Origin of the sequence: Gordonia sp. IITR100 (assembly GCF_002009645.1) — a bacterium.
Lineage (GTDB): Bacteria > Actinomycetota > Actinomycetes > Mycobacteriales > Mycobacteriaceae > Gordonia > Gordonia hongkongensis.
Genome location: NZ_MVKV01000018.1, coordinates 65,931 through 85,737 on the forward strand (window position 1 = coordinate 65,931; position 19,807 = coordinate 85,737).

General features: G+C 68.6%; 23 protein-coding genes and 1 pseudogene. 16 read left to right on the top strand and 8 right to left on the bottom strand.

What is annotated here, in order from left to right; genetic code table 11:
- The 5 genes and pseudogenes from B1818_RS19920 to B1818_RS24525 form a co-directional block, all read left to right on the top strand.
- A complete protein-coding gene (locus B1818_RS19920; RefSeq protein ID WP_078113756.1) occupies positions 1-822 on the top strand; it encodes an IclR family transcriptional regulator in 822 nt (273 codons plus the stop codon).
- A gap of 43 nt (positions 823-865) precedes the next feature.
- Positions 866-1,669, top strand: coding sequence for a 2-keto-4-pentenoate hydratase (locus B1818_RS19925; protein WP_078113757.1), 804 nt, complete (start codon positions 866-868; stop codon positions 1,667-1,669).
- Positions 1,670-1,701: 32 nt separating this feature from the next.
- Positions 1,702-2,499, top strand: a complete 798-nt coding sequence (locus B1818_RS19930; protein WP_091344194.1) for a 2-keto-4-pentenoate hydratase — start codon at positions 1,702-1,704, stop codon at positions 2,497-2,499.
- A gap of 1 nt (position 2,500) precedes the next feature.
- The gene (locus tag B1818_RS19935; RefSeq protein ID WP_058249708.1) at positions 2,501-2,707 is read left to right on the top strand and encodes a tautomerase family protein; all 207 of its coding nucleotides are present in this window, start codon (positions 2,501-2,503) and stop codon (positions 2,705-2,707) included.
- Positions 2,708-2,891: 184 nt separating this feature from the next.
- Positions 2,892-3,664: pseudogene (locus B1818_RS24525) on the top strand (DUF222 domain-containing protein); the annotation flags it as partial.
- Between the two features lie 93 nt (positions 3,665-3,757).
- Here B1818_RS24525 and B1818_RS19945 read toward each other — a convergent pair.
- The 5 genes from B1818_RS19945 to B1818_RS19965 are packed head-to-tail and all read right to left on the bottom strand — an operon-like array spanning position 3,758 to position 8,416.
- Positions 3,758-4,171: a tautomerase family protein gene (locus B1818_RS19945; RefSeq protein ID WP_078113758.1), complete on the bottom strand. Its 414-nt coding sequence runs from the start codon at positions 4,169-4,171 to the stop codon at positions 3,758-3,760.
- 43 nt (positions 4,172-4,214) lie between these two features.
- Positions 4,215-4,967 carry an SDR family NAD(P)-dependent oxidoreductase gene (locus B1818_RS19950; protein WP_078113759.1) on the bottom strand — a complete coding sequence of 251 codons (753 nt, stop codon included), beginning with the start codon at positions 4,965-4,967 and terminating at the stop codon, positions 4,215-4,217.
- A 5-nt stretch (positions 4,968-4,972) separates the two neighbouring features.
- Positions 4,973-6,466, bottom strand: coding sequence for an aldehyde dehydrogenase (locus B1818_RS19955; protein ID WP_078113760.1), 1,494 nt, complete (start codon positions 6,464-6,466; stop codon positions 4,973-4,975).
- A 4-nt stretch (positions 6,467-6,470) separates the two neighbouring features.
- Positions 6,471-7,526: a 4-hydroxy-2-oxovalerate aldolase gene (gene dmpG / locus B1818_RS19960; RefSeq protein ID WP_058249712.1), complete on the bottom strand. Its 1,056-nt coding sequence runs from the start codon at positions 7,524-7,526 to the stop codon at positions 6,471-6,473.
- Positions 7,523-8,416 carry an acetaldehyde dehydrogenase (acetylating) gene (locus B1818_RS19965; RefSeq protein ID WP_078113761.1) on the bottom strand — a complete coding sequence of 298 codons (894 nt, stop codon included), beginning with the start codon at positions 8,414-8,416 and terminating at the stop codon, positions 7,523-7,525. The genes dmpG and B1818_RS19965 overlap by 4 nt, the downstream gene beginning before the upstream one ends.
- Before the next feature lie 246 nt (positions 8,417-8,662).
- Between B1818_RS19965 and B1818_RS19970 the strand changes: the two genes are divergently transcribed.
- The 7 genes from B1818_RS19970 (at position 8,663) to B1818_RS20000 (ending at position 14,250) form a co-directional block, all read left to right on the top strand.
- Complete coding sequence (locus tag B1818_RS19970) at positions 8,663-9,751, top strand: VOC family protein (RefSeq protein WP_078113762.1); 1,089 nt, start codon at positions 8,663-8,665, stop codon at positions 9,749-9,751.
- A 55-nt stretch (positions 9,752-9,806) separates the two neighbouring features.
- On the top strand, positions 9,807-11,030 hold the full coding sequence (locus B1818_RS19975; protein ID WP_254859769.1) for an acyl-CoA dehydrogenase family protein: 1,224 nt from the start codon (positions 9,807-9,809) through the stop codon (positions 11,028-11,030).
- A 157-nt stretch (positions 11,031-11,187) separates the two neighbouring features.
- Positions 11,188-11,682 carry a peptide-methionine (R)-S-oxide reductase MsrB gene (gene msrB, locus B1818_RS19980; RefSeq protein WP_078113764.1) on the top strand — a complete coding sequence of 165 codons (495 nt, stop codon included), beginning with the start codon at positions 11,188-11,190 and terminating at the stop codon, positions 11,680-11,682.
- Positions 11,679-12,227, top strand: a complete 549-nt coding sequence (gene msrA / locus B1818_RS19985; protein WP_078113765.1) for a peptide-methionine (S)-S-oxide reductase MsrA — start codon at positions 11,679-11,681, stop codon at positions 12,225-12,227. Before msrB ends, msrA begins: the two co-directional genes overlap by 4 nt.
- 123 nt (positions 12,228-12,350) lie before the next feature.
- Positions 12,351-12,734: a hypothetical protein gene (locus B1818_RS19990; RefSeq protein ID WP_078113766.1), complete on the top strand. Its 384-nt coding sequence runs from the start codon at positions 12,351-12,353 to the stop codon at positions 12,732-12,734.
- Positions 12,731-13,306, top strand: coding sequence for a zeta toxin family protein (locus tag B1818_RS19995; RefSeq protein WP_078113767.1), 576 nt, complete (start codon positions 12,731-12,733; stop codon positions 13,304-13,306). The genes B1818_RS19990 and B1818_RS19995 overlap by 4 nt, the downstream gene beginning before the upstream one ends.
- Positions 13,303-14,250 carry a PfkB family carbohydrate kinase gene (locus B1818_RS20000; protein ID WP_078113768.1) on the top strand — a complete coding sequence of 316 codons (948 nt, stop codon included), beginning with the start codon at positions 13,303-13,305 and terminating at the stop codon, positions 14,248-14,250. The genes B1818_RS19995 and B1818_RS20000 overlap by 4 nt, the downstream gene beginning before the upstream one ends.
- Positions 14,251-14,274: 24 nt before the next feature.
- Here the strand turns inward: B1818_RS20000 and B1818_RS20005 are convergent, their stop codons facing one another.
- Positions 14,275-14,907: a flavin reductase family protein gene (locus B1818_RS20005; RefSeq protein WP_078113792.1), complete on the bottom strand. Its 633-nt coding sequence runs from the start codon at positions 14,905-14,907 to the stop codon at positions 14,275-14,277.
- A 92-nt stretch (positions 14,908-14,999) separates the two neighbouring features.
- Here B1818_RS20005 and B1818_RS20010 point away from each other — a divergent pair, with 92 nt between their 5' ends.
- Both B1818_RS20010 and B1818_RS20015 read left to right on the top strand, forming a co-directional pair.
- Positions 15,000-15,731, top strand: coding sequence for a tyrosine-protein phosphatase (locus B1818_RS20010; protein ID WP_078113769.1), 732 nt, complete (start codon positions 15,000-15,002; stop codon positions 15,729-15,731).
- Positions 15,724-16,041: a DUF2470 domain-containing protein gene (locus B1818_RS20015; protein WP_078113770.1), complete on the top strand. Its 318-nt coding sequence runs from the start codon at positions 15,724-15,726 to the stop codon at positions 16,039-16,041. The genes B1818_RS20010 and B1818_RS20015 overlap by 8 nt, the downstream gene beginning before the upstream one ends.
- A gap of 3 nt (positions 16,042-16,044) precedes the next feature.
- Here the strand turns inward: B1818_RS20015 and B1818_RS20020 are convergent, their stop codons facing one another.
- On the bottom strand, positions 16,045-17,052 hold the full coding sequence (locus B1818_RS20020) for a LacI family DNA-binding transcriptional regulator (protein WP_078113771.1): 1,008 nt from the start codon (positions 17,050-17,052) through the stop codon (positions 16,045-16,047).
- Positions 17,053-17,183: 131 nt separating this feature from the next.
- On the opposite strand from B1818_RS20020, the gene B1818_RS20025 reads away from it, so the two are divergent.
- Positions 17,184-18,371: an acyl-CoA dehydrogenase family protein gene (locus tag B1818_RS20025; protein ID WP_078113772.1), complete on the top strand. Its 1,188-nt coding sequence runs from the start codon at positions 17,184-17,186 to the stop codon at positions 18,369-18,371.
- A 131-nt stretch (positions 18,372-18,502) separates the two neighbouring features.
- A complete protein-coding gene (locus B1818_RS20030; protein WP_078113773.1) occupies positions 18,503-19,186 on the top strand; it encodes a GAF and ANTAR domain-containing protein in 684 nt (227 codons plus the stop codon).
- 91 nt (positions 19,187-19,277) lie between these two features.
- Here B1818_RS20030 and B1818_RS20035 read toward each other — a convergent pair whose 3' ends face one another.
- A complete protein-coding gene (locus tag B1818_RS20035; protein WP_078113774.1) occupies positions 19,278-19,724 on the bottom strand; it encodes an STAS domain-containing protein in 447 nt (148 codons plus the stop codon).
- Positions 19,725-19,807 lie beyond the last annotated feature (83 nt).

The window sequence follows — 19,807 nt, forward strand, 5'->3', positions numbered from 1 at the left end:
ATGGCCGCGTTGCAGACCGTCCAGAAGATCGGCCCGGTCCTGGATCTGTTCACCGTCGAACGTCCGGAGTGGGGTGTGTCGGAGGTCGCGGGTGAGCTCGGCGTCCCCCGGTCGAGCGCGCACGCGCTGCTGGCCTCACTGGTCGACATCGGCCTGCTCCAGTGCCGCGCCCGCGGCCGCTACCGCATCGGCTGGCGGGTCGTCGAGCTGAACCAGGCGTTGCAGGGCACGGTCGACGTCAAATCCTGTGCCGCACCGGCTTTGCAGGTGCTGTCGGAGAAGTTCGGCGAGACAACCCATCTCGCGGTCATGGAACGCTACCGGGTGATATACGTCGACAAGGTGCTCGGCAATCACGTCATCAACGTGTCCGGCGCCCGGATCGGCGCCCAACTCGACGCGCACTGCAGCGCGGTCGGCAAAGTACTCCTCGCGCACTGCGACCCGGCTCAGCTGGCCCGCAACGTGACCGACAAGCAGCTCCGGCGGTACACGTCGTCGACCGTCACGGACCCGGACGAACTGGCGGCCGAACTGAAGGGTGTGCTGCGTCGGGGTTGCGCCTTCGACCTGGCCGAAGCCGTTCCCGACGTGCACTGCGTCGCGGCTCCGATCCGCGACGAGATGGGGGTGGTCGTGGCGGCGATGTCGATCACCGCGCCCGCGACCAGATTCGTCCCGGCACAACACGAATTCCGGCGTGCGGTCATCGCGGCCGCCGCCGACGCGTCCCGCGCGCTGAGCACCTCGTCCGGCGACGAGTCCACGCCCATCCGCCTGCCCGAGCGCGAGGTCTCCGTCCTGCACGCGGTGGCGGGATGACCCCGCGATCGCCGTTCCTCAGCCCAGAAAGATCGTGCCTTCCATGACCGACCATGCCGACGACGCCGACCTCGTCCGCACCGCCGCCGAGGCACTCCTCGACGCCTACCGCCACCACACCACGATCGAACCCCTGGCCTCGCGGTTCGCGGGCCACCCACTGTCGACCGCGTACGAGATCGCGCTCGCGCAGGTTCAGGACTGGGAGAAGAACGGCGATGTGGTGAAGGGCCACAAGGTGGGGCTGGCCTCCCGTGCCATCCAACGGCAGATGGGTGTCGACCAGCCGGACTTCGGGCACCTCACGGCGAGCATGTTCCATCTCGAGAACGCCCCGATCCCGGCGGGCACCTTCATCCAGCCGCGCATCGAGCCAGAGGTCGCCTTCGTCCTCGCCAAACCGCTTCGCGGGCCGGGGGTCACGGTCGCAGAGGCCACCGCGGCCGTCGACTTCGTGCTCCCCGCACTGGAGATCGTGGACTCGCGCATCCGCGACTGGCGGATCGGCATCTTCGACACCATCGCCGACAATGCGTCGTCGGGCGGGGTGATCCTGGGCGGACGGCCGGTGCCGCTCGTCGACGTCGACCTGCGGATGGCCGGCTGCAACCTGCATGTGAACGGCGACCTCGTCGACACCGGCGCCGGTGGTGCGGTGCTGGGATCCCCGATCAACGCGCTGGTCTGGCTGGCGAACACAGTCGGGCCGCTGGGTGTCACCCTCGAACCAGGCCACGTGGTCCTGCCCGGTTCGATGACCGCGGCCGTGCCGGTCGCGCCGGGGGACACCGTGGTCGCCACCATCGCCGGACTCGGCAGCGTCACCGCGGTGCTGGCCGGCGCGTGAGTGCTCGTGTCCTCGAACCATCAGGAGAAGATGTGACAGACAAAGGAATCGACGATTGGAGTGCGGTTCGCGTCGCCGGCACGCTGCTCGCCGCCGAACACTCGCGGACGCCGCGGACCTCGATCCACCACGAGTGGCCGGGCCTGACACTCGACGTAGCCTATGCCGCTCAGGACATCGCGCTCGCCGATCGGCGCTCGCGCGGAGAGACCGTGACCGGAATCAAGCTGGGCCTGACCTCGCGGGCCAAGCAGAAACAGATGGGCGTCGACGAACCGTCGGTCGCCTGGCTCACCGACGCGATGGTGCTGCCCGCCGGTCTGCCGGTTCCGCGTGAGCGACTCATCCATCCGCGCGCCGAGCCGGAGATCGCCTTCGTGCTCGGGCGGCCCCTCACCGGTCCCGGTGTCACCGCGGCCACAGCACTCGCCGCGGTCGACCATGCGATGGCCGCGATCGAGATCATCGACAGTCGCTACTCGGGGTTCAAGTTCACCCTCGCGGATGCGGTGGCCGACAACAACTCCTCCGGCGTCTACGTGACGGGTCCGGTCATCCGAGATGTCGCGAACGTGGACTTCGGACTCGAGGCGTGCCTTCTGGAGATCGATGGCGACATCGTCGCCACCGCGACGGGCTCGGCGGTGCTCGGACATCCTGCCGAGGCACTGGCGTTCGCGGCCAACACCTTCGGCGCGCGGGGCGTCACCCTGGAGGCAGGGTGGGTCGTCCTCACCGGCGGCATGACGGACGCTGTGCCGGTCGAGCCGGGTAGCCGGGTCGCGGCACACTTCACCACGCTCGGCTCGATCACGATCGCGGGAGGGTGAGATGCCGTTCATCGATGTGACCATCGCCCAGGGGCGTTCACCCGACGAGGTGCGCGCGCTGATGCGCGAACTGACGGCGGCCGCCCACCGTGCGATCGGCGCGCCGATCGCGAACATCCGAGTATGCGTCCGCGAGGTCCCGACCACCCACTGGTCGGCGGGCGACGTCACCGTTGCCGAACGTCAGGCGGCGATCACGGAATCGTGAGGCGCGGGAGGAGCTGCTCGCTACTGTCCACGGGAACTGCAACAAATGGTCCCTGATTCGAAACCGCCGCTATACCTGCAGTCCGGCCGATGACCGGCAGACTTCAACTCGACCGATGGACTTCGATCGAAGTCTAGGAGTCGAGTTGAAGTCTGTTGGTCACGCGGCGCGTCAGCTCTGCTCCCTGGCCGTCCGGGTCGCCGACGTCGATCCCGAGAGTGTTGCGCCCGCTGATGATGCGTCGTTAAACACGGTGCACATGCGGGTGACCGAGCAGGGCAGAGTCGCGTTCGCCGCGGATGTGACCGCGGTGATCGGGGAGAAGTTCCTGTCGATGATCGACGAACGGTCCTGCCCGCGGCCGGAATCCGACGGTGCCCAGGATCGGCGTGACGCCGGGCAACGCCGTGCTGATGGCCTGGAGTTGCTGCTGGATCAGGCGGCGGTCGGTGCGGCGATGACCACCGCTGGCGCGCCCCGCACCCAGGTGCTGGTGACCATCCCGGCCGACAACACCGATCCGGCGCGGTTGCCGTGGGTCGGTGCGGTCACGGCGTCGACGGCACGACGACTGTCCTGCGACGGTGGGGTGGCCGAGATCGTGCTCGACACGAGGGCGTGCCGTTGCGGATGGGCACCACGAATCGGCTGTTCCCACACCACTCACGTCGAGCGATCATCGTTCGCGATATGTGCTGTGTGAAATGCGTTGCCCCCGCCGCGCATAAGCAGGCCCACCATCTCGTCCATTGGGCTGATGGTGGTCCGACTGATCTGGACAACGGGTGCTTGCTGTGTCAGCGCTGCCATACCCAGGTCCATCACCATGGCTGGGAGGTGGTGATGGGTCCTGATCGGCATCCGTGGCTGATCCCGCCGGCCGACATCGACCCCCGACGGTTACCCCGGCCTGCCTACAACCGCCGCACCATGCGACTCGACGACGCCCTCGTGTAGTCGCCAACCCTAGAACCACCGCGCCCAGACTCTCCGGCGTCGACTCCGGCGCCACACGACCTTTGACAACTCCACAGTGTAGATGTGTCGGGCTCAGCGAGCCGCGCGGAGTGCGATCTCCGACGCCCGGACATCACTCGCCGGCACGCCGGCGATGCCCCAATTCTCCGGCGCCACCTCGACAATCTGTCCACGGACGCCCGAGCGTTCAACGTCCAGGTGCTCGACGACGAGGTCGGTGAACGCGGCCAGAAGTTCCGAACGTTGCTGCGGCGGACGGCCTGCGAGCACGATGGCGGTGAAATAGGGGGCTGTCGACCCGCCGTCGGCGACGAGCTGTCCGCCGACGGCGAGGTCGGTCGGGTCGTACTGCACGACGAAGGCGCGTACCCGCTCGATCGGTGAGTCGAGGATGCGGGAGTAGGCCGCACTCGCGGCGGTCAGCAGAGCGGCGCGCTGCTCGGTGGACGCGCTGCCGACGGGGATGTGGAAGTGTGCAACCGGCATGTTGGCTCCGTTCGGGAAGTGCCTGCGTCCGTTTCGGACCGGGCTACTGGATGCCGTGGCGAGTTCCGCCGTCGGCGTTGAGGACGCTGCCGTGCAGCACGGCGGCCTGGGGCTCGAGCAACATCTCGACGAGCCAGGCGATCTCGTCCAGTGTGGGCAGGCGACCCAGCGTGGTCTTGGCCGTGTACCTGTCCCAGATCTCCTGCGGCGCGGCACCGGTCTCACGCGATTCGGTGTCGACGAAGGCGCGGAGCCGAGGGGTGTCGATGGGCCCGGGCGCGATGGTGTGCACGGTGACACCCCGGGGTCCATAGAGTGCCGAGATCTGTCGCATCAGATTGAACAACGCGGCATTGGCGGTACCCGGTCCCGCGTCGAGGGGCCCCGGTTCGAGTCCGAGTGAACCCGCGACCGCGACGAACCGCGAGCCGTCGGCGAGATGGTCGCGGACTGCTCGCAGCAACCGGACGGTGCCGGCCACCTTGATGTTGGCCGCGGTGGCCAGCAGCGATGGCTCGATCGCGTCCGCGGAGCCGCGCACCGGGAGACCGGCCGCGAACACCGCGAGTCGTACGGGCCCGTCGAGGCAGGATCGGATCGCGTCCACGGACCAGTCCTCGGCGATGTCGGCCGCGCACGGGATGATCAGCTCGTCTGTTGCCGCGAGCTGTTCGAGTTCCTCGGCACGGCGCCCCACCGCGAGAACCCGCATCCCGCGTGCCACCAGGCGTCGTGTGAACACGGTCCCCATCGCGCCGGTCGCGCCGACGACCACACATGTCTCGGTTGTGGACACGGGTCCTACTTCCGGATGCGCAGGGTCACCGCACGGGGTTCGGTGAAGAACTCGCGTGAGTACTGGCCACCCTCACGGCCCAGGCCGCTGATGCCCTCACCGCCGAAGGGCAGCCGGAGATCGCGTTCGAAGAAGGTGTTGATCCAGACCGTGCCGGCCTTCCAGCGCGCGGCCATCCGATGCGCCCGGTCGAGATTCTGCGTGAAGAGGATACCCGCCAAGCCGTAAGGGGAGTCGTTGGTGATGCGCAGGGCCTCCTCTTCGGTGTCGAAACCCAGAACCGTCTCGACAGGACCGAAGATCTCCTCTCGCGCCGTGCGGGAGTCGTTGGTCAGACCGGTGATGACGGTCGGCGGATAGTAGAAGCCGCCTGCCCGATCCGGATCGGTGAGGCGTTCGCCGCCGGTGATGATCTTGCCGCCTTCGTCCTGCGCGAGTTCGACGTAGCTGTGCACCTTGTCGAGGTGTCGCTGCTCGATGAGCGGGCCCATGAACGTCGTCGGGTCCTTGGGGTCGCCGACCACGAGCTTCTGTGCTTCCTCGGCGAAGCGGTCGACGAATTCCTCCCGGATCGAGTTCTGCACCAGCAGTCGCGAACCCGACAGGCAGACCTGTCCGTTGCCGCCGAAGATGGCCCGCAGCGACATGGGTACGGCGACGTCGAGATCGGCGTCGGCGAACACGATGTTGGCCGACTTGCCACCCATCTCGGCCGAGACAGGCGTGTGGTTCGCGGCGGCCGCCTGCAGGATCTTCACGCCCGTGGCACTCGATCCGGTGAAGGTGATGCGGTCGACGCGCGGATCGGAGGTCAGCGGTCCGGCGACGGCCTCACCACCGAAGCCGTGGACGACGTTGAGCACCCCGGGCGGCAGACCCGCCGCGAGCGCGATCTGCGCGAAACGGTTGGCGGTCAACGGTGTCTGCGGTGCCGGTTTGAGGACCACGGTGTTGCCGAAGGCAAGTGCGGGCGCGATCTTCCATGTCGCCAGCATCAGCGGCGCGTTCCACGGACTGATCGCGGACACGACCCCGGCGGGCGGGTAGAGGACGTAGGAGAGCAGATCGCCGTCCGGGTAGGCCTCGTTCGCGGCCATCGAGACGTAATCGGCGAAGAAGCGCAGGTTGTGGGCCACCCGCGGGATCTCGGCGTGCAGCGACTGCGTGATCGTCTTGCCGCCGTCACGGGTTTCGAGCTGTGCCAGCTCCTCTCGGTGCTCGTCGACGGCGTCGGCGACCGCATGCAGGATCGCCGCGCGTTCCTTGGGTGACATCTGCGGCCACGGCCCGTCGTCGAAAGCGGTGCGGGCAGAGTCGATCGCCGCGACGCCGTCGTCGACGGTGCCGCGCGCCACCCGGGCGAGCAGCGCGCCGTCGTGCGGGTCGCGCGACTCGAACGTCGCGCCGTCCGAGGCCGTCCGCCACTCGTTCCCGATGAGGTGGCGAACCTCGGCAGTACCGCTCTGATCGGTGTTTTTCAGATGGCTGGAAAGAGTCATTTCCTCACACCTCCGCCGCGACCGGCGTCTCGTAGGTGCGGCCCGCCAATTCGGAGGCCACATCGATGATCATGTCTTCCTGGCCGCCGATGACGCCGCGACGGCCGAGTTCGAGCAGGATGTCCCGGGCGGGGACGCCGAACTTCTTCGCGGCGCGCTTGGTGGGGTGGAAGAACGTGGAATACACACCCGCGTAGCCGAGCACGAGCGCGGTCTCGTCGACGATCTGCGGCTCGGTCATCAGTGGGGCCACGACGTTCTCGGCGGTGTCGATGAGCGGGAACAGCTCGACGCCGGTGTCCCAGCCCGCGCGTTCGAATGCGGCGGCGAGGACTTCGGTCTGGGCATTGCCGGCACTGGCGCCGAGCCCCCGTAGCGAGCCGTCGATGTAGGTGGCACCGTTCTCGGCGGCGGTGAGCGCGTTGGCGATCCCGACACCGAGGTTGTTGTGGGCATGGAAACCGATGTCCGCGGAGATCGCCTCGCGCAGTGCCGCGACCCGCTCGCCGGCCTGCCGCGGGACGAGCGCACCTGCGGAGTCGACGACGTACACGACGTCGGCGCCGTAGGAGTCGAGCTTGGCCGCCTGCTCGGCGAGTGCGTCGGGTTCGAGTTTGTGGCTCATCATGAGAAAGGTCATCACGGTGAGACCGTTCTCCTTCGCCCATTCGACAGGCTGCTGCCCGCAATCGGCTTCGGTGCAGTGGACGGCGACGCGGACGGTCGAGATGCCGGCGTCCACCGCCGCCTGCAGTTCGTTCAGCGTCGCGATGCCCGGTACGTAGAGGGCCGCGATGTCGGCGTTGTCGACCGCGTCGACGGCGGCGCGCACGTACTCGGGGTCGGTGGCCGCGGCGAAGCCGTACTGGACCGACGACGCACCGAGACCGATGCCGTGTGCCACTTCGATTGTCGGGACGCCGGCCCGGTCGAGGCCGGCCGCGATGGCGGCGACGTCGCGTGTGGTGAACCGGTGCGAGACACTCGACATCCCGTCACGCAGCGTCGTGTCGACGAGGGTGACCGATCGTGGCCCGCGGGCCGGGGACTGGCTGGTCATCGCAGTGCTCCTGTCTGAAGTGTCGCTGTCGCGGCCCTCTCCTGCGCCATCACCTCGGCGACCTGCACGGCGGCCGCGGTGATGATGTCGAGATTGCCTGCGTACGTGGGTAAGAAGTCGCCGGCGCCGACGACCTCGAGCATCACGGTCACCAGATCGCCATCGGTGTCGACGAGCTTGAGGGTGTAACCGGGGACGTAGCGCTGGACCTCGGCGACCATGTCGACCACGGCGCGTTCGATGGCCACGGGATCAGGGTTGCGCACTTTCGCATACACCGTGTCGCGCATGTTCATCGGCGGTTCGGCCGGGTTGATCACCGAGATCGCCTTGGCCCGGTCCGCTCCCGCGACCTGCGCCAGGGCGCGCCCCGTCTTCTCGCTGAACTCGCTCAGATTCTGCCGCGTTCCCGGACCCGCACTCGCCGACGCGATGGCCGCGACGATCTCTCCGTAGGCGGCGTCGGCGGCCTGGTTGATCGCGTGGAGGATCGGGATGGTGGCTTGCCCGGCGCAGCTCACCATGTTCACGTTGGGCGCGTTCACGTGTTCGCGGAGGTTGACCGCGGGGACGACGTAAGGGCCGACCGAGGCGGGCGTCAGATCGATCGCGGTGATCCCCGCGTCGGCGTAGCGGGGCGCGACGGCGGCGTGGACCTTGGCGGAGGTGGCCTCGAAGACGAGGTCGGGGGGCGAGGACTGCCGTAGCAACCAGTCCACGCCCTCGGCCGACGCCTCGAGTCCTTCCTCGCGCGCCCGGCGCAAACCCTCACTGGCGGAATCGATCCCGACCATGTGGACCGGTTCTACGTACTCGGACCGCAGCAGTTTGTACATCAGGTCCGTCCCGATGTTGCCCGATCCCACAATGGCGGCGGTCAACCGGCTCATCGCATGTCTCCTCTGCTCGTGCGCACGTTCGGTCTCGGTCGCCGTCGGCGTGCTCGACACCGAACCTAAGGAGCGGTTGCCGTCTCCGGGGCCAAGGCACGGGCAGTCCGAACGCGGAGCGCATCGGCGGCACCGTTGTTCGGATATCCCGAATGGCGGTGACGGCAGTCACAACTCGTCGCCATGCTGAGGCCCATCAGCCAGCAGCCACCGAGATCCGGTGTCGCACGATCCACAGGAGAACCGATGACCGAGAACGCCGCACGCTTCGATGTCGCGCACCTCGCGCGAGCCGAACTGTTGAGCCCCAAGCCCCAGGAGACCCTCGACTTCTTCACCAGGTTCCTGGGCATGTATGTCACCCAGCGCGAAGGCCAGTCCGTCTACCTCCGGGCCTACGAGGACCCCTACCCGTGGAGTCTGAAGATCACCGAGTCCGCCGAACCCGGGATGGGCCATGCCGGCATGCGGACCAGCTCCCCCGAGGCGCTCGAACGCCGTGCCGCCTCGCTGCAGGGCGCGAACATCGAGACCTCGTGGCACGAGGACGAGTTCGGCTACGGCAAGACGCTCGCGTACAAGACCGCCGACGGTCACGACTTCGCGCTGGTGTGGGAAGCCGAGACCTACGTCGCGCCACCGGAACTGCAGAGCAAGATCCTCACCCGGCCGTCGAAGAAGCCGTTGCAGGGGATTCCGGTCAAGCGCATCGACCACCTCAACCTGATGGCCTCGGACGTCACCGCGCTCAAGACCGAGTTCGAACGCCACCTCGGGTTCCGAACCACCGAGCGCGTCGTCGACGGTGACGTCGAGATCGGCGCCTGGATGAGCTCGAACATCCTCGGCCACGAGGTCGCCTGCATGCGCGACATGACCGGCGGGCGCGGCAAACTGCATCACCTCGCCTTCTACTACGGCACGGGTCAGCACAACATCGACGCCGTGGAGATGTTCCGCGAGTACGACATCCGCATCGAAGCCGGTCCGGACCGGCACGGGATCACCCAGGGGCAGTTCCTCTACGTGTTCGAACCGGGTGGCAACCGCATCGAGTTGTTCGGCGAGTCCGGATATCTGCATCTCGATCCGTCGGCCGAGACGAAGACCTGGCAGATGTCCGACATCGACACCGGTCTGGCCGTCGGCGGCGCGAAGCTGCCGTGGGAGACCTACTTCACCTACGGCACCCCCAATCCGCTTCCGCTCGACGAGCACATCACGGCGTTCGCCGACTTCGGGCCGGGTGCACCCGCGCCGGAGGTCGAGGCGGTCGTCGAACTGGTGCCCGACGAGATCGAGAGGTCGCGTGCCGTGGCCGACGCACCGGTCTGATCGGGAGATTCCCTGACTGTCATCGACATCGCCGCGGTGTCGTCGTCCGACGAACGTGCCCGACCAGCCACCGCGGATCGCCGACGCCCTGTACCACGACCTCGTGTCGCCCGAGGAGGTAGTCGAGGTCCGTCGCAGGGTTCGGCAGGTCGCGCTTCGCGACGTCGCCCCGGTGGCCGATCGGATCGCGCGGGGCGACGAACGGCTCGACGGCTTCCCGCGCGACGTGTTCGATCGGCTGGCCGCGGCGGGGATCTACCGCATCCCTTTCGCGGCCGACGTCGGCGGCGACGGACTGGCCCACCCGGCGACCGCGACGGCCACCGCCGTCGAAGAACTGGCGTACTTCTCCAACAGCGTCGCCGCGATCTTCGACGTCCATTGCATCCTCGCGGGCAACGCCGTCAACCGGGGCACGCCGGAGCAGCGCCGCCGGTGGCTGGCACCGGTCGTCGCCGGCGAGATCGTGGGCGCGTTCGCCACCAGCGAGCCGGCCGCGTCGAGTGATCTCTCACCCGAGGCGGTCCGGCCCGTGGCGCACCGCCGCGGCGACGGCTGGGTGCTGAACGGACGCAAGCGCTGGATCACCAACTCCGTTGTCGCCGCGTTCGTCGTGGTGCTCGCGCGCACCGGTGACCGGCTCTCGACGTTCATCGTCCCGACCGACACCCCGGGCGTCCGGGTGGGCACGCCCGATCGCAAGCTTGGGAACAAGGGGCAGATCACCGCGGACGTGCACCTCGACGACGTGGGGCTGGGACCGGAGGCCCTTCTCGGGACCGAGGGAGGCGGGCTGAAGGTCGCATTGCAGACGCTGACCTACGGGCGCATCGGGATCGCGGCCGCGGGTGTCGGTATGGCGCAGGCCGCCTTCGACCGGACGGCGGCACACCTGAGCACCCGGGTGGCGTTCGGCGCACCGCTCGCAGCCCGGCAGCACTGGCAGTTCCTCATGGCCGACCGCGCGACCGAGATCGCGATCTCGCGGGACCTCTACATCAAGACGGCGATGCGGCTCGATTCCGGCACGCGCTTCCCCGAACCGGAGGCGGCGATGGCCAAGCTGCGCGGTACCGAGGTCGCGGTCCAGATGGCGCGCGACGCGGTCCAGGCGTTCGGCGGGTCCGGGTTCACCCAGGAGCTGGGCGACGACGACTCGTCGGGTCCGGTCGAGGCGGTGTACCGGGACAGCAAGATCGGGGAGATCTACGAGGGTGCCAGCGAGGTGCAGCGCTGGGTGCTCGCTCGGCAGATCTTCGGGCGTGACGTCGTGGGCTGACGGTGGTCCGCCGCGGCGCGGGGCCGCCGTCCACCTGGTGGGCGGCGGCCCTCTCGTGTGTCGGGAGACCAAATCGGGGCATCGTGGTGTTGTGCACGGTGACGCCTTCCGAGCGCCGTCGCTCGACGGAGCCGGGGGAGCGTCAGCAGGAGGAAACGTGAGCAACACCTACCGCAAGACCCCCGAGGCGTTGAACCGCCTCACCGACATCCAATACCGCGTCACCCAGCGTGACGGCACCGAGCGTGCCTTCGACAACGAGTACTGGGACAACCACGAACCCGGCCTCTACGTCGACGTCGTGTCCGGACAGCCGCTGTTCTCGTCGACCGACAAATACGACAGCGGCACCGGCTGGCCCAGCTTCACCAAGCCGATCGAGCCCGACGCGGTCGCCACCAAGACCGACCGCACCCTGTGGATGCGACGCACCGAGGTGCGCTCGTCCGGCGCCGACAGTCACCTCGGGCACGTCTTCGACGACGGGCCGCGCGAGGCCGGCGGACAGCGCTACTGCATGAACTCCGCCTCGTTGCGGTTCATCCCGGTTGGCGAGCTCGAGGCGGAGGGGTACGGCGAGTACGCCGGCCTGTTCGGCGGCACGCACACCACGAATTCCCACACCACCGATACCCAGGAGGAGAACGCATGACGACCGACCCCGGCCAGATCACCGTCCGTCCCGGCACCGAGACCGCGGTCCTCGCGGGCGGATGCTTCTGGGGGATGGAAGACCTGATCCGCAAGCAGCCCGGCGTCCTGGACACCCGGGTCGGCTACACCGGCGGACAGAACGACCACGCCACCTATCGCAACCACCCCGGTCACGCGGAGGCCGTCGAGATCGTGTTCGACCCGACCCAGACGTCGTATCGCGACATCCTGGCGTTCTTCTTCCAGATCCACGACCCGACCACGCGCAACCGGCAGGGGAACGACGTCGGCACGAGCTACCGCTCGGCGATCTTCCCGGTGACACCGGAACAGGAGAAGGTCGCCCGCGACACCATCGCCGACGTCGATGCGTCGGGGCTGTGGCCCGGCAAGGCGGTCACGACGATCGAGGAGCTGGGTCCGTTCTGGCAGGCCGAGCCCGAACATCAGGACTATCTGCTCAATTTCCCGAACGGGTACACCTGCCACTTCCCGCGCCCGGGATGGGTGCTGCCGAAGCGGGACGCGGCGTCCACGCGGTGACGCGCGAGGCCGGCTGACAGTGCCGACGCCCGTCGACGGTCATGCGACAACGACCGTCGACGGGTTCGTCGGCGTATGCTGGGGCGATGTAGCACTCTGCTACACACGCGCGGGAGGTGTGCGATGAGCACCGGTACGGACAAGGTGACCCGGCTGTCTGCCGCATTGGTGACCGATGCGGCCCGGGAGGGCGCGCGAGAGCAGCGGTCGGCGCGGCAGCAACTCGAACACTGGGCGCGTCTCGGGCGCAGCGTCTCGCAGCGCACCACCGCGTCGCGTCAGCGGGTCGAGGCCGCGCTGGCGGGCGATCTGTCGGGAGAGGTGCTGACCGCAGAGGAAGCCGTCGTCTACGACGCCGAGGTCGACGCCCATCTCGAAGCGCGGCTCGCGACCGACGACCACGTGGTTCGTCGTGCCTCGGCAGGGTTGTCCTCGGTGGTCGTCGATGACGCCGGACGGCTCGTCGAACACCGCCCCGACGGGACGAGCGTCATCCTCGAGCAGTGACTCCGCGGCTCGATCTGGTCGTCGGATGCAACGGCGCGGGTAAGTCGACGCTGGTCGAGCGTCATCTGCAGCCCCTGCTGCATGTGCCCTTCGTCAACGCCGACCTGATCGCCCGGCAGCGGTGGCCCGACTCCGCGGAAGCCCATTCCTACGACGCCGCCCGGTTGGCGGCGGCGACCCGCGACACTCTCATCGAGCGCGGCACCTCGTTCATCGCCGAGACGGTCTTCTCGCACCCCTCGAAACTGGAGCTCATCGAACGTGCGCATACCGCCGGATACCGAGTCGCGCTGCACGTCGTGATGATCCCCGAGGCTCTCGCGGTCCATCGCGTCCGATTGCGCGTGGACAGTGGCGGGCACGCGGTCCCCGAGGTCAAGATCCGCGAGCGGTTCCGACGCCTGTGGCCGCTCGTCCGGACGGCCATCGCGCGGAGTGACCTGGCAACCGTGTACGCCAACGAGCAACCGACCACGCGCATCGTCGCGCGGTACGTCGACGGTCTGGTCGCCGGCGTACCCGACTGGCCGGACTGGACGCCGGGTGCGCTGACGGATACGAAGGCACGATGACTTCCCTCGATCGAGCCGGCCGGCTTCTCGTCGTCGGCGCTGTCAACGTCGATCTCGTGGTGGCGACCGACCGTCTGCCGGGGCCCGGTGAGACGGTCGTCGGTCCGTCCGTGACACGTCACGGCGGCGGCAAGGGTGCGAACGCCGCCGTCGCCGCGGCGCGTGCGGGTGCCGGGGTGCGATATTGCGGCGCTGTGGGTTCCGACGACATGGGCGCGAGCGCACTCGCCGAACTGCGGGACTCCGGTGTCGACGTGACGGACGTGGACGTGCTCGACGGCGTCGCCACCGGGATGGCGCTGATCGTCGTCGATCCGCACGGGGAGAACCAGATCGCCGTCGGGGCAGGCGCGAATGCCGTCCTCGGCACCGACGAGGTCCGTGCCGTGGTCGACCGTGCGGCGGGCTGGGCCGGCTGTGTCCTCGTCAGCACCGAGATCCCGGCCGACGCCGTCGCCGCGGCGGTCACGACGGCCGCCGCCCGGGGTATCCGCTGCGTCGTCAACCCCGCCCCGGTGTTGCCGTCGACCGTCGACCTGATGGCGTCGGCGCCGGTACTGACGCCCAACTCCTCTGAACTGCGGGACCTGTACGGACTCGTCTCCGAGGGTGTGGCCGCGCCGGAGATATCGGCGGCCGAACAGGCGACGGCGGTCGCATCCCGAACGGGCGCACCGGTTCTCGTGACCCTCGGTGCCGATGGCGTACTGATCGCCGACCCCGCGTCCGAGGTGATCTCGCTCCCCGCCGGACGGGTCGCGCGGGTCGTCGACACGACCGGTGCGGGTGACACCTTCAACGGCGTGTTCGCGGCCGCCCTCGCCGCCGGGTCGACGGTAGTCGAGGCGGCGAGACGTGGTGTCGCGGCGGCGTCGCTGTCCGTCGCCGCGGTCGGCGCCCGGACCGGGATGCCGAGCGACGACGAGATCCGCCGCGCGATGTGAGCGGAACCGGCCGGGAGGGAGCCGCTAGCGGGTGGCCGGTTTCGGCCGTTTCATGAACCGGTGGTGGTCGTCGCTGGGCAGGAAGTAGTCGCCCTGCCCGCCCGCACGCAGCAGTGGTCGGGCGCCGGCCGTGTCGTAGGTCTGGTCGTCGCGCAACAGATGGGTGGCGATGTGGATCTTGACCACCTCGCCCAGCACCATCCAGGTGTCGACGAGGTCGCCTGCGGCCATACGTAATTGGAACGACTGGGTGGTTCGGCACTCGAAACTCACCGGACTCTCGCCGACCCGTGGCGGGGCCACGAGATCAGAGGCGAGGCGCGTCAGGCCGGCGACGTCGAACTCGTCCTCGCCGGCGGGCACCGCAGCCGAGGTGGCGTTCATCTGCTCGCCGAGATCGTCGGTGGCGAGGTTCCACACGAATTCGCCGGATTCGATCGCGTTCGCCGCGGTGTCCTTGTATCCGACGCTGGCGAAACCGACGATCGGCGGCGTGTAGTTGAAGAGGTTGAAGAAGCTGTAGGGAGCCAGGTTGCCGACGCCGTCGTCGGACACCGTCGAGATCCAGCCGATCGGCCGCGGCGCGACGATGGCATTCACCGGGTCGTGAGAGAGCCGGTTGCCCTGCGACGGCTCGTAGGAGTGGTAGGTCGTCATCATCGCCACGGTACGTCAGCCGTCACCCGTTCCATCGCCTGCGTAAGGTGAGGTGCGACCGACCACCGCGCACATCGACGATCGGGACCGCCGTGACCCTCTCCTCCGCCTCTGACCTGCGGACCTTCGCCAACATCCGGGACCTGGGCGGTATGCGGGTCGCCGGCGGCGGCGTCACCGCCGCCAACGTGCTGATCCGCAGCGATGCCCCGTATCCCGACGACGAGGACCCCGTCGGCCTGCCCTGGCCGCCGGCGACCGTCGTCGATCTGCGCGACCCCACCGAGCTGGGCCGGATGGCCGTCACCTGGCCGCCGAACGTTCGCGTCGTGCACCGTCCGGTGTCCTCGGGTGCCCGCGTCGACCGCCTCGCCGACACCGCGCTCGTCGAGATCTACACCGCGATGATGCGCACGGGCGGGCATCGACTCACCGCCGCGCTGAACGAGTTCGACTCCGAGGGCGCGACGCTCGTGCACTGCGCTGCCGGCAAGGACCGGACCGGGGTGATCATCGCGATCGCCCTGCTGTTGGCGGGCGTCGACGAGGAAGCGGTCGTCACCGACTATCACCGGACCGAGGACGGCATCGCCGGGGTGTTCGCGCGTCTGCGGTCCCGCAAGCGGATCCCGGCGGGCACCACGCTGGACGCCCCGATCCTGCGCACCCCGCGCGAGGCCATCGAACTCGTCGTCGGGGACGTGACCGGTGCGCGCGGCGGTGCGTGGGGATGGTTCGAGGAGCACGGCGGCGACGTCGACCACTTCCGGGGCTGGGTCTCGAGGTTCGTGCGTCCCGAGGCCGAGGAGGCCGGGCGTGACTGACGAAAACACCACGGATGCAGCGCAATTCAGACCGGATGTCGTGGCAGCCGTACTTGCACACATGAATGACGACCACGCCGACGACTCGTTACTGATCTGCCGTGTGCTGGGCGGGCGGCCCGATGCGGTCGCGGCGCGGATGACCGGATTCGACCACGAGGCAGCGACGTTCGACGCCACGGTTCCCGAGGGGGTCGTCGGGGTGCGGCTCGCCTGGGATCGCCCGGTCCGCGATCGTGGCGACGTCCGCACCGCGGTCGTCGCGATGTTCCTTGCGGCGCAAGAACGTTCGGGTACCTCTGCGCCCTGAGGGTCACGTGCTCCCGCGAACCATCAGTTCGACCGGGAGGCGGCGGGATTCGACGTCCCGCCCGGCGGCGAGGTCGAGGAGGCCGCGCACCGCGGTCTCGCCGATCTCCCGAGCGGGGGAGCGGACCGTCGTGAGCGGCACGGGGAGCTGGGCGGCCACCGGGATGTCGTTGTAGCCGATCAGGGCGAGGTCGTCGGGGATGCGGAGGCCGAGGTCGCGGGCGACACCGAGGACTCCGATGGCGATGGTGTCCGACACCGCGAAGATCGCCCGGGGACGGTCCGGACGATCGAGCAATGCGCGCCCGGCCGCCGTCCCGCCGTGAACCTCGAAGTCGGAAGCGACGATGCGGTCGTCGGACAGCGTGATCCCGGCATCAGCCAGCTGGGCGCGGAACCCGCGGAGCCGGTCGGTGGCCGTCGTGGCGTGGCCGGGTCCGCCGATGACGGCGAGGTCGGTGTGACCGCGCTCCAAGAGATGTCGGGCGGCGATGCGTCCGCCGCGCACGTCATCGCCGCCGACGAAGGGGAGTCCGGCCTCGGCGTGCCGGGTGAGGGTGAGCATCGGGAGGTCGCCGACCCGCAGGGACTCCACGAAGTCCCGGCCCGGCAGGTGTAATCCGCTCAGCAGCAGACCGTCGACCTGCCGGCCGACGAGGAGTTCGATGGCCCGTCGCTGAGCGGCCTCCTCGTCGGGCGGGGATGACAGCAGGACCGAGTACCCGGCCCGGGTGGCGGCCTGTTCGATGCCCTGGTAGGTCGTGGCCACGACGCCGTCGGTGAGGCGGGTCATCACGACCCCGATCGTGGTGGTTCGGCGGGTCCGCAGGCTGGCCGCCCACACATTGCGCTGGTAACCGAGTTGGTCGGCCACCTCCCGCACCCGCAGAGCCGACGCCGACCACCCGTCGGCGGGCTCGGACTGTCGCAGCACCCGGGAGGCGGTGGACACGTGTACGCCGGCACGCCGGGCGATCTCCTTCAGCGTGGGGGCGCGCTGACCACTGACCACGCTGATCCTCTCTCTTCCTGATTGACCCGATGGGCATCGAACACCTACCTTAGGCGATGCAAACGTTCGTGCAAACGTTCTCGTCGACGGCCCTCGGTCCGCGCGAGTCCCATTCTCGACGGAGGTCCGCCATGTCCCGCACCAGCACGTTGACCCAGCTCTTCGCCCTGGACTCGTTGCTCGACGCCGACGAGATCGCCATCCGTGACAGCGTGCGGGACTTCGCGGCGTCGAAGTTGCGTCCGCACATCGCCGACTGGTTCGAGGATGCCCGGCTTCCGGCCCGCGACATCGCCCGCGAGCTGGGCGGGCTCGGAGCGCTCGGCATGCACCTCGAGGGCTACGGCTGCCCCGGGATGAGCGCGATGTCCTACGGGTTGACGTGCCTGGAACTCGAGGCCGTCGACTCCGGCATCCGAAGTCTGGTCTCGGTGCAGGGCTCGCTGGCGATGTTCTCCATTCACCACTGGGGTTCGGAGGAGCAGAAGAACGAGTGGCTCCCGCGGATGGCGGCGGGCGAGGCGATCGGCTGTTTCGGCCTGACCGAGCCCGACTTCGGGTCCAACCCGTCCGGTATGCGCACCCACGCCAAGCGGGACGGCGACGACTGGGTGCTCAACGGGACGAAGATGTGGATCACCAACGGTTCGATCGCCGACGTCGCGGTGGTGTGGGCGCAGACCGACCTCGCCGACAGTCCCGGCGGCATCCGCGGGTTCGTCGTCCCGACCGACACGCCGGGGTTCTCGGCGCCGGAGATCACCAAGAAGATGTCGCTGCGCGCCTCGGTCACCTCCGAGCTCGTGTTCGACGACGTGCGCCTTCCCGCCTCGGCGATGCTGCCGAAGGCGGAGGGGCTGCGCGGACCGCTGACCGCTCTCGGCGAGGCCCGCTTCGGGATCATCTTCGGGGCGATGGGTGCCGCCCGCGACTGCCTCGAGGCGGCCATCGAGTACGCGCAGTCCCGCCAGGTGTTCGACAAGCCGCTGGCCGGCTACCAGATCACCCAGACCAAGATCGCCGACATGGCGCTCGAGGTGGGCAAGGGTCACCTGCTGGCCTACCACCTCGGCCGTCTGAAGGACCGCGGCGAACTCACGCCCGAGCAGGTCAGCACCGGCAAGCTGAACAGCACCCGCGAGGCGATCGCGATCGCCCGCGAATGCCGAACCATCCTGGGCGCGAATGGCATCACTCTGGAGTATCCGGTGATCCGGCACGCCAACAACCTGGAGTCGGTGCTCACCTACGAGGGGACCTCGGAGGTCCACCAGCTCACGATCGGGCGCGCACTCACCGGGTCGGCGGCGTTTCGCTGAGGCAGTCAGGCGCCTGGCGGTAACCACCGGCGCCCACGGAACGTGGCGCAGTGGGTTACGTTGGACGAGCACGCCGAACAATGCGCGTCCGTGGTCGTTCGCTCACGTCGGGCGTCGAAAGGGGTTCGACCATGACCGATCCGGCTGACGATGACGTTCACCGCAAGATCGCGGATCTGGCGCGTGAATTACACGGCGACGACTCCGACGAGCAGGTTGCGAAGACGATCGTCGAGAACGCGCTGGTCGACATCCCCGGAGTCGCGTACGCCGGCCTCACCGTCGCAATCGACCGAAAATCGATCGCGTCGTTCGGGTCCACGCACGACGTTGCCGACGTACACGACCGTATTCAAGCGGAACTCGGTGAGGGACCGTGCATCTCGGCAGCGCTCGCCGATCGCATCGTCCGAGTCGACGACCTCGAGAACGAGCAGCGCTGGCCCGAATACCGCCGCCGCGCGCTCGTCGAGACGCCGATTCGTTCCGTCCTGTCGTTCCAGCTCTTCGCCGACACCACGTCGATCGGGGCGTTGAACCTCTACGCCGACGAGCCGTTCGCCTTCGACCTTCACGCCGAGGACATCGGGGTGGTCTTCGCGACGCATGCCGCCCTCGCGTGGAACAAGGTGAAGAAGGACAAGCAGTTCCACAGCGCCCTGGCCAACCGGGACGTCATCGGTCAGGCCAAGGGCATGCTGATGGAACGGTTCGACATCGACGCGGTGGCCGCCTTCGACCTGCTGAAGCGCCTGTCGCAGGACTCGAACACCAAGCTGGTCGACATCGCGCGTCAGATCACCGTCACACGGTGACCTGACGCGACCCTTCGAGGCTCGTCGCTTGCGCTCCTCGCACCTCAGGGGGCAGGAGACCCGCTCCCTGCATCTCACGGGGCAAGGTTGGTCACTCGGTGACGGTGAACTCCATCGTTCTGGGCCCGACCTGATCCTGGGTCAGAGCGCGTCCCGCGTCCTCGATGGACTCGAAAGTCTTGACATACGGCGCCATTCCGCAGAGTTCGAGGGGGCGGGTCACCGCGCGGCCACCCACGACCACCACTGGGACGAATCGGCGACCGGCGTCGTCGATGAACGAACGCAGGAGCACCAACCCGACGGTCCCGAAGAAGTTCAGGCCCGAGAAGTCGAGGACGATGCCGTCGACGGGGCCGCCGATCACGCGGTCGAGGGCGGCGGCGAAGTCGGCCGCCGAGTCGCGGTCCACGCTACCCGAGAATCCTTGCACGCAATACGATTTCGGAGAAATAAGCTGATGCGGATGAGGTGTCGGCGCGGACTCCGCGGTGGGATCGAACGCCGAACGGAAGGTGGTCGAAGAGGTGAGAGCCATGATGTTCTCAATTCAGTCGAGTGCGTCTGGCCACGACCGTCACTTCTGGATCGGAAGCCTTGGTGCTGCGCCGAATAGGCGCC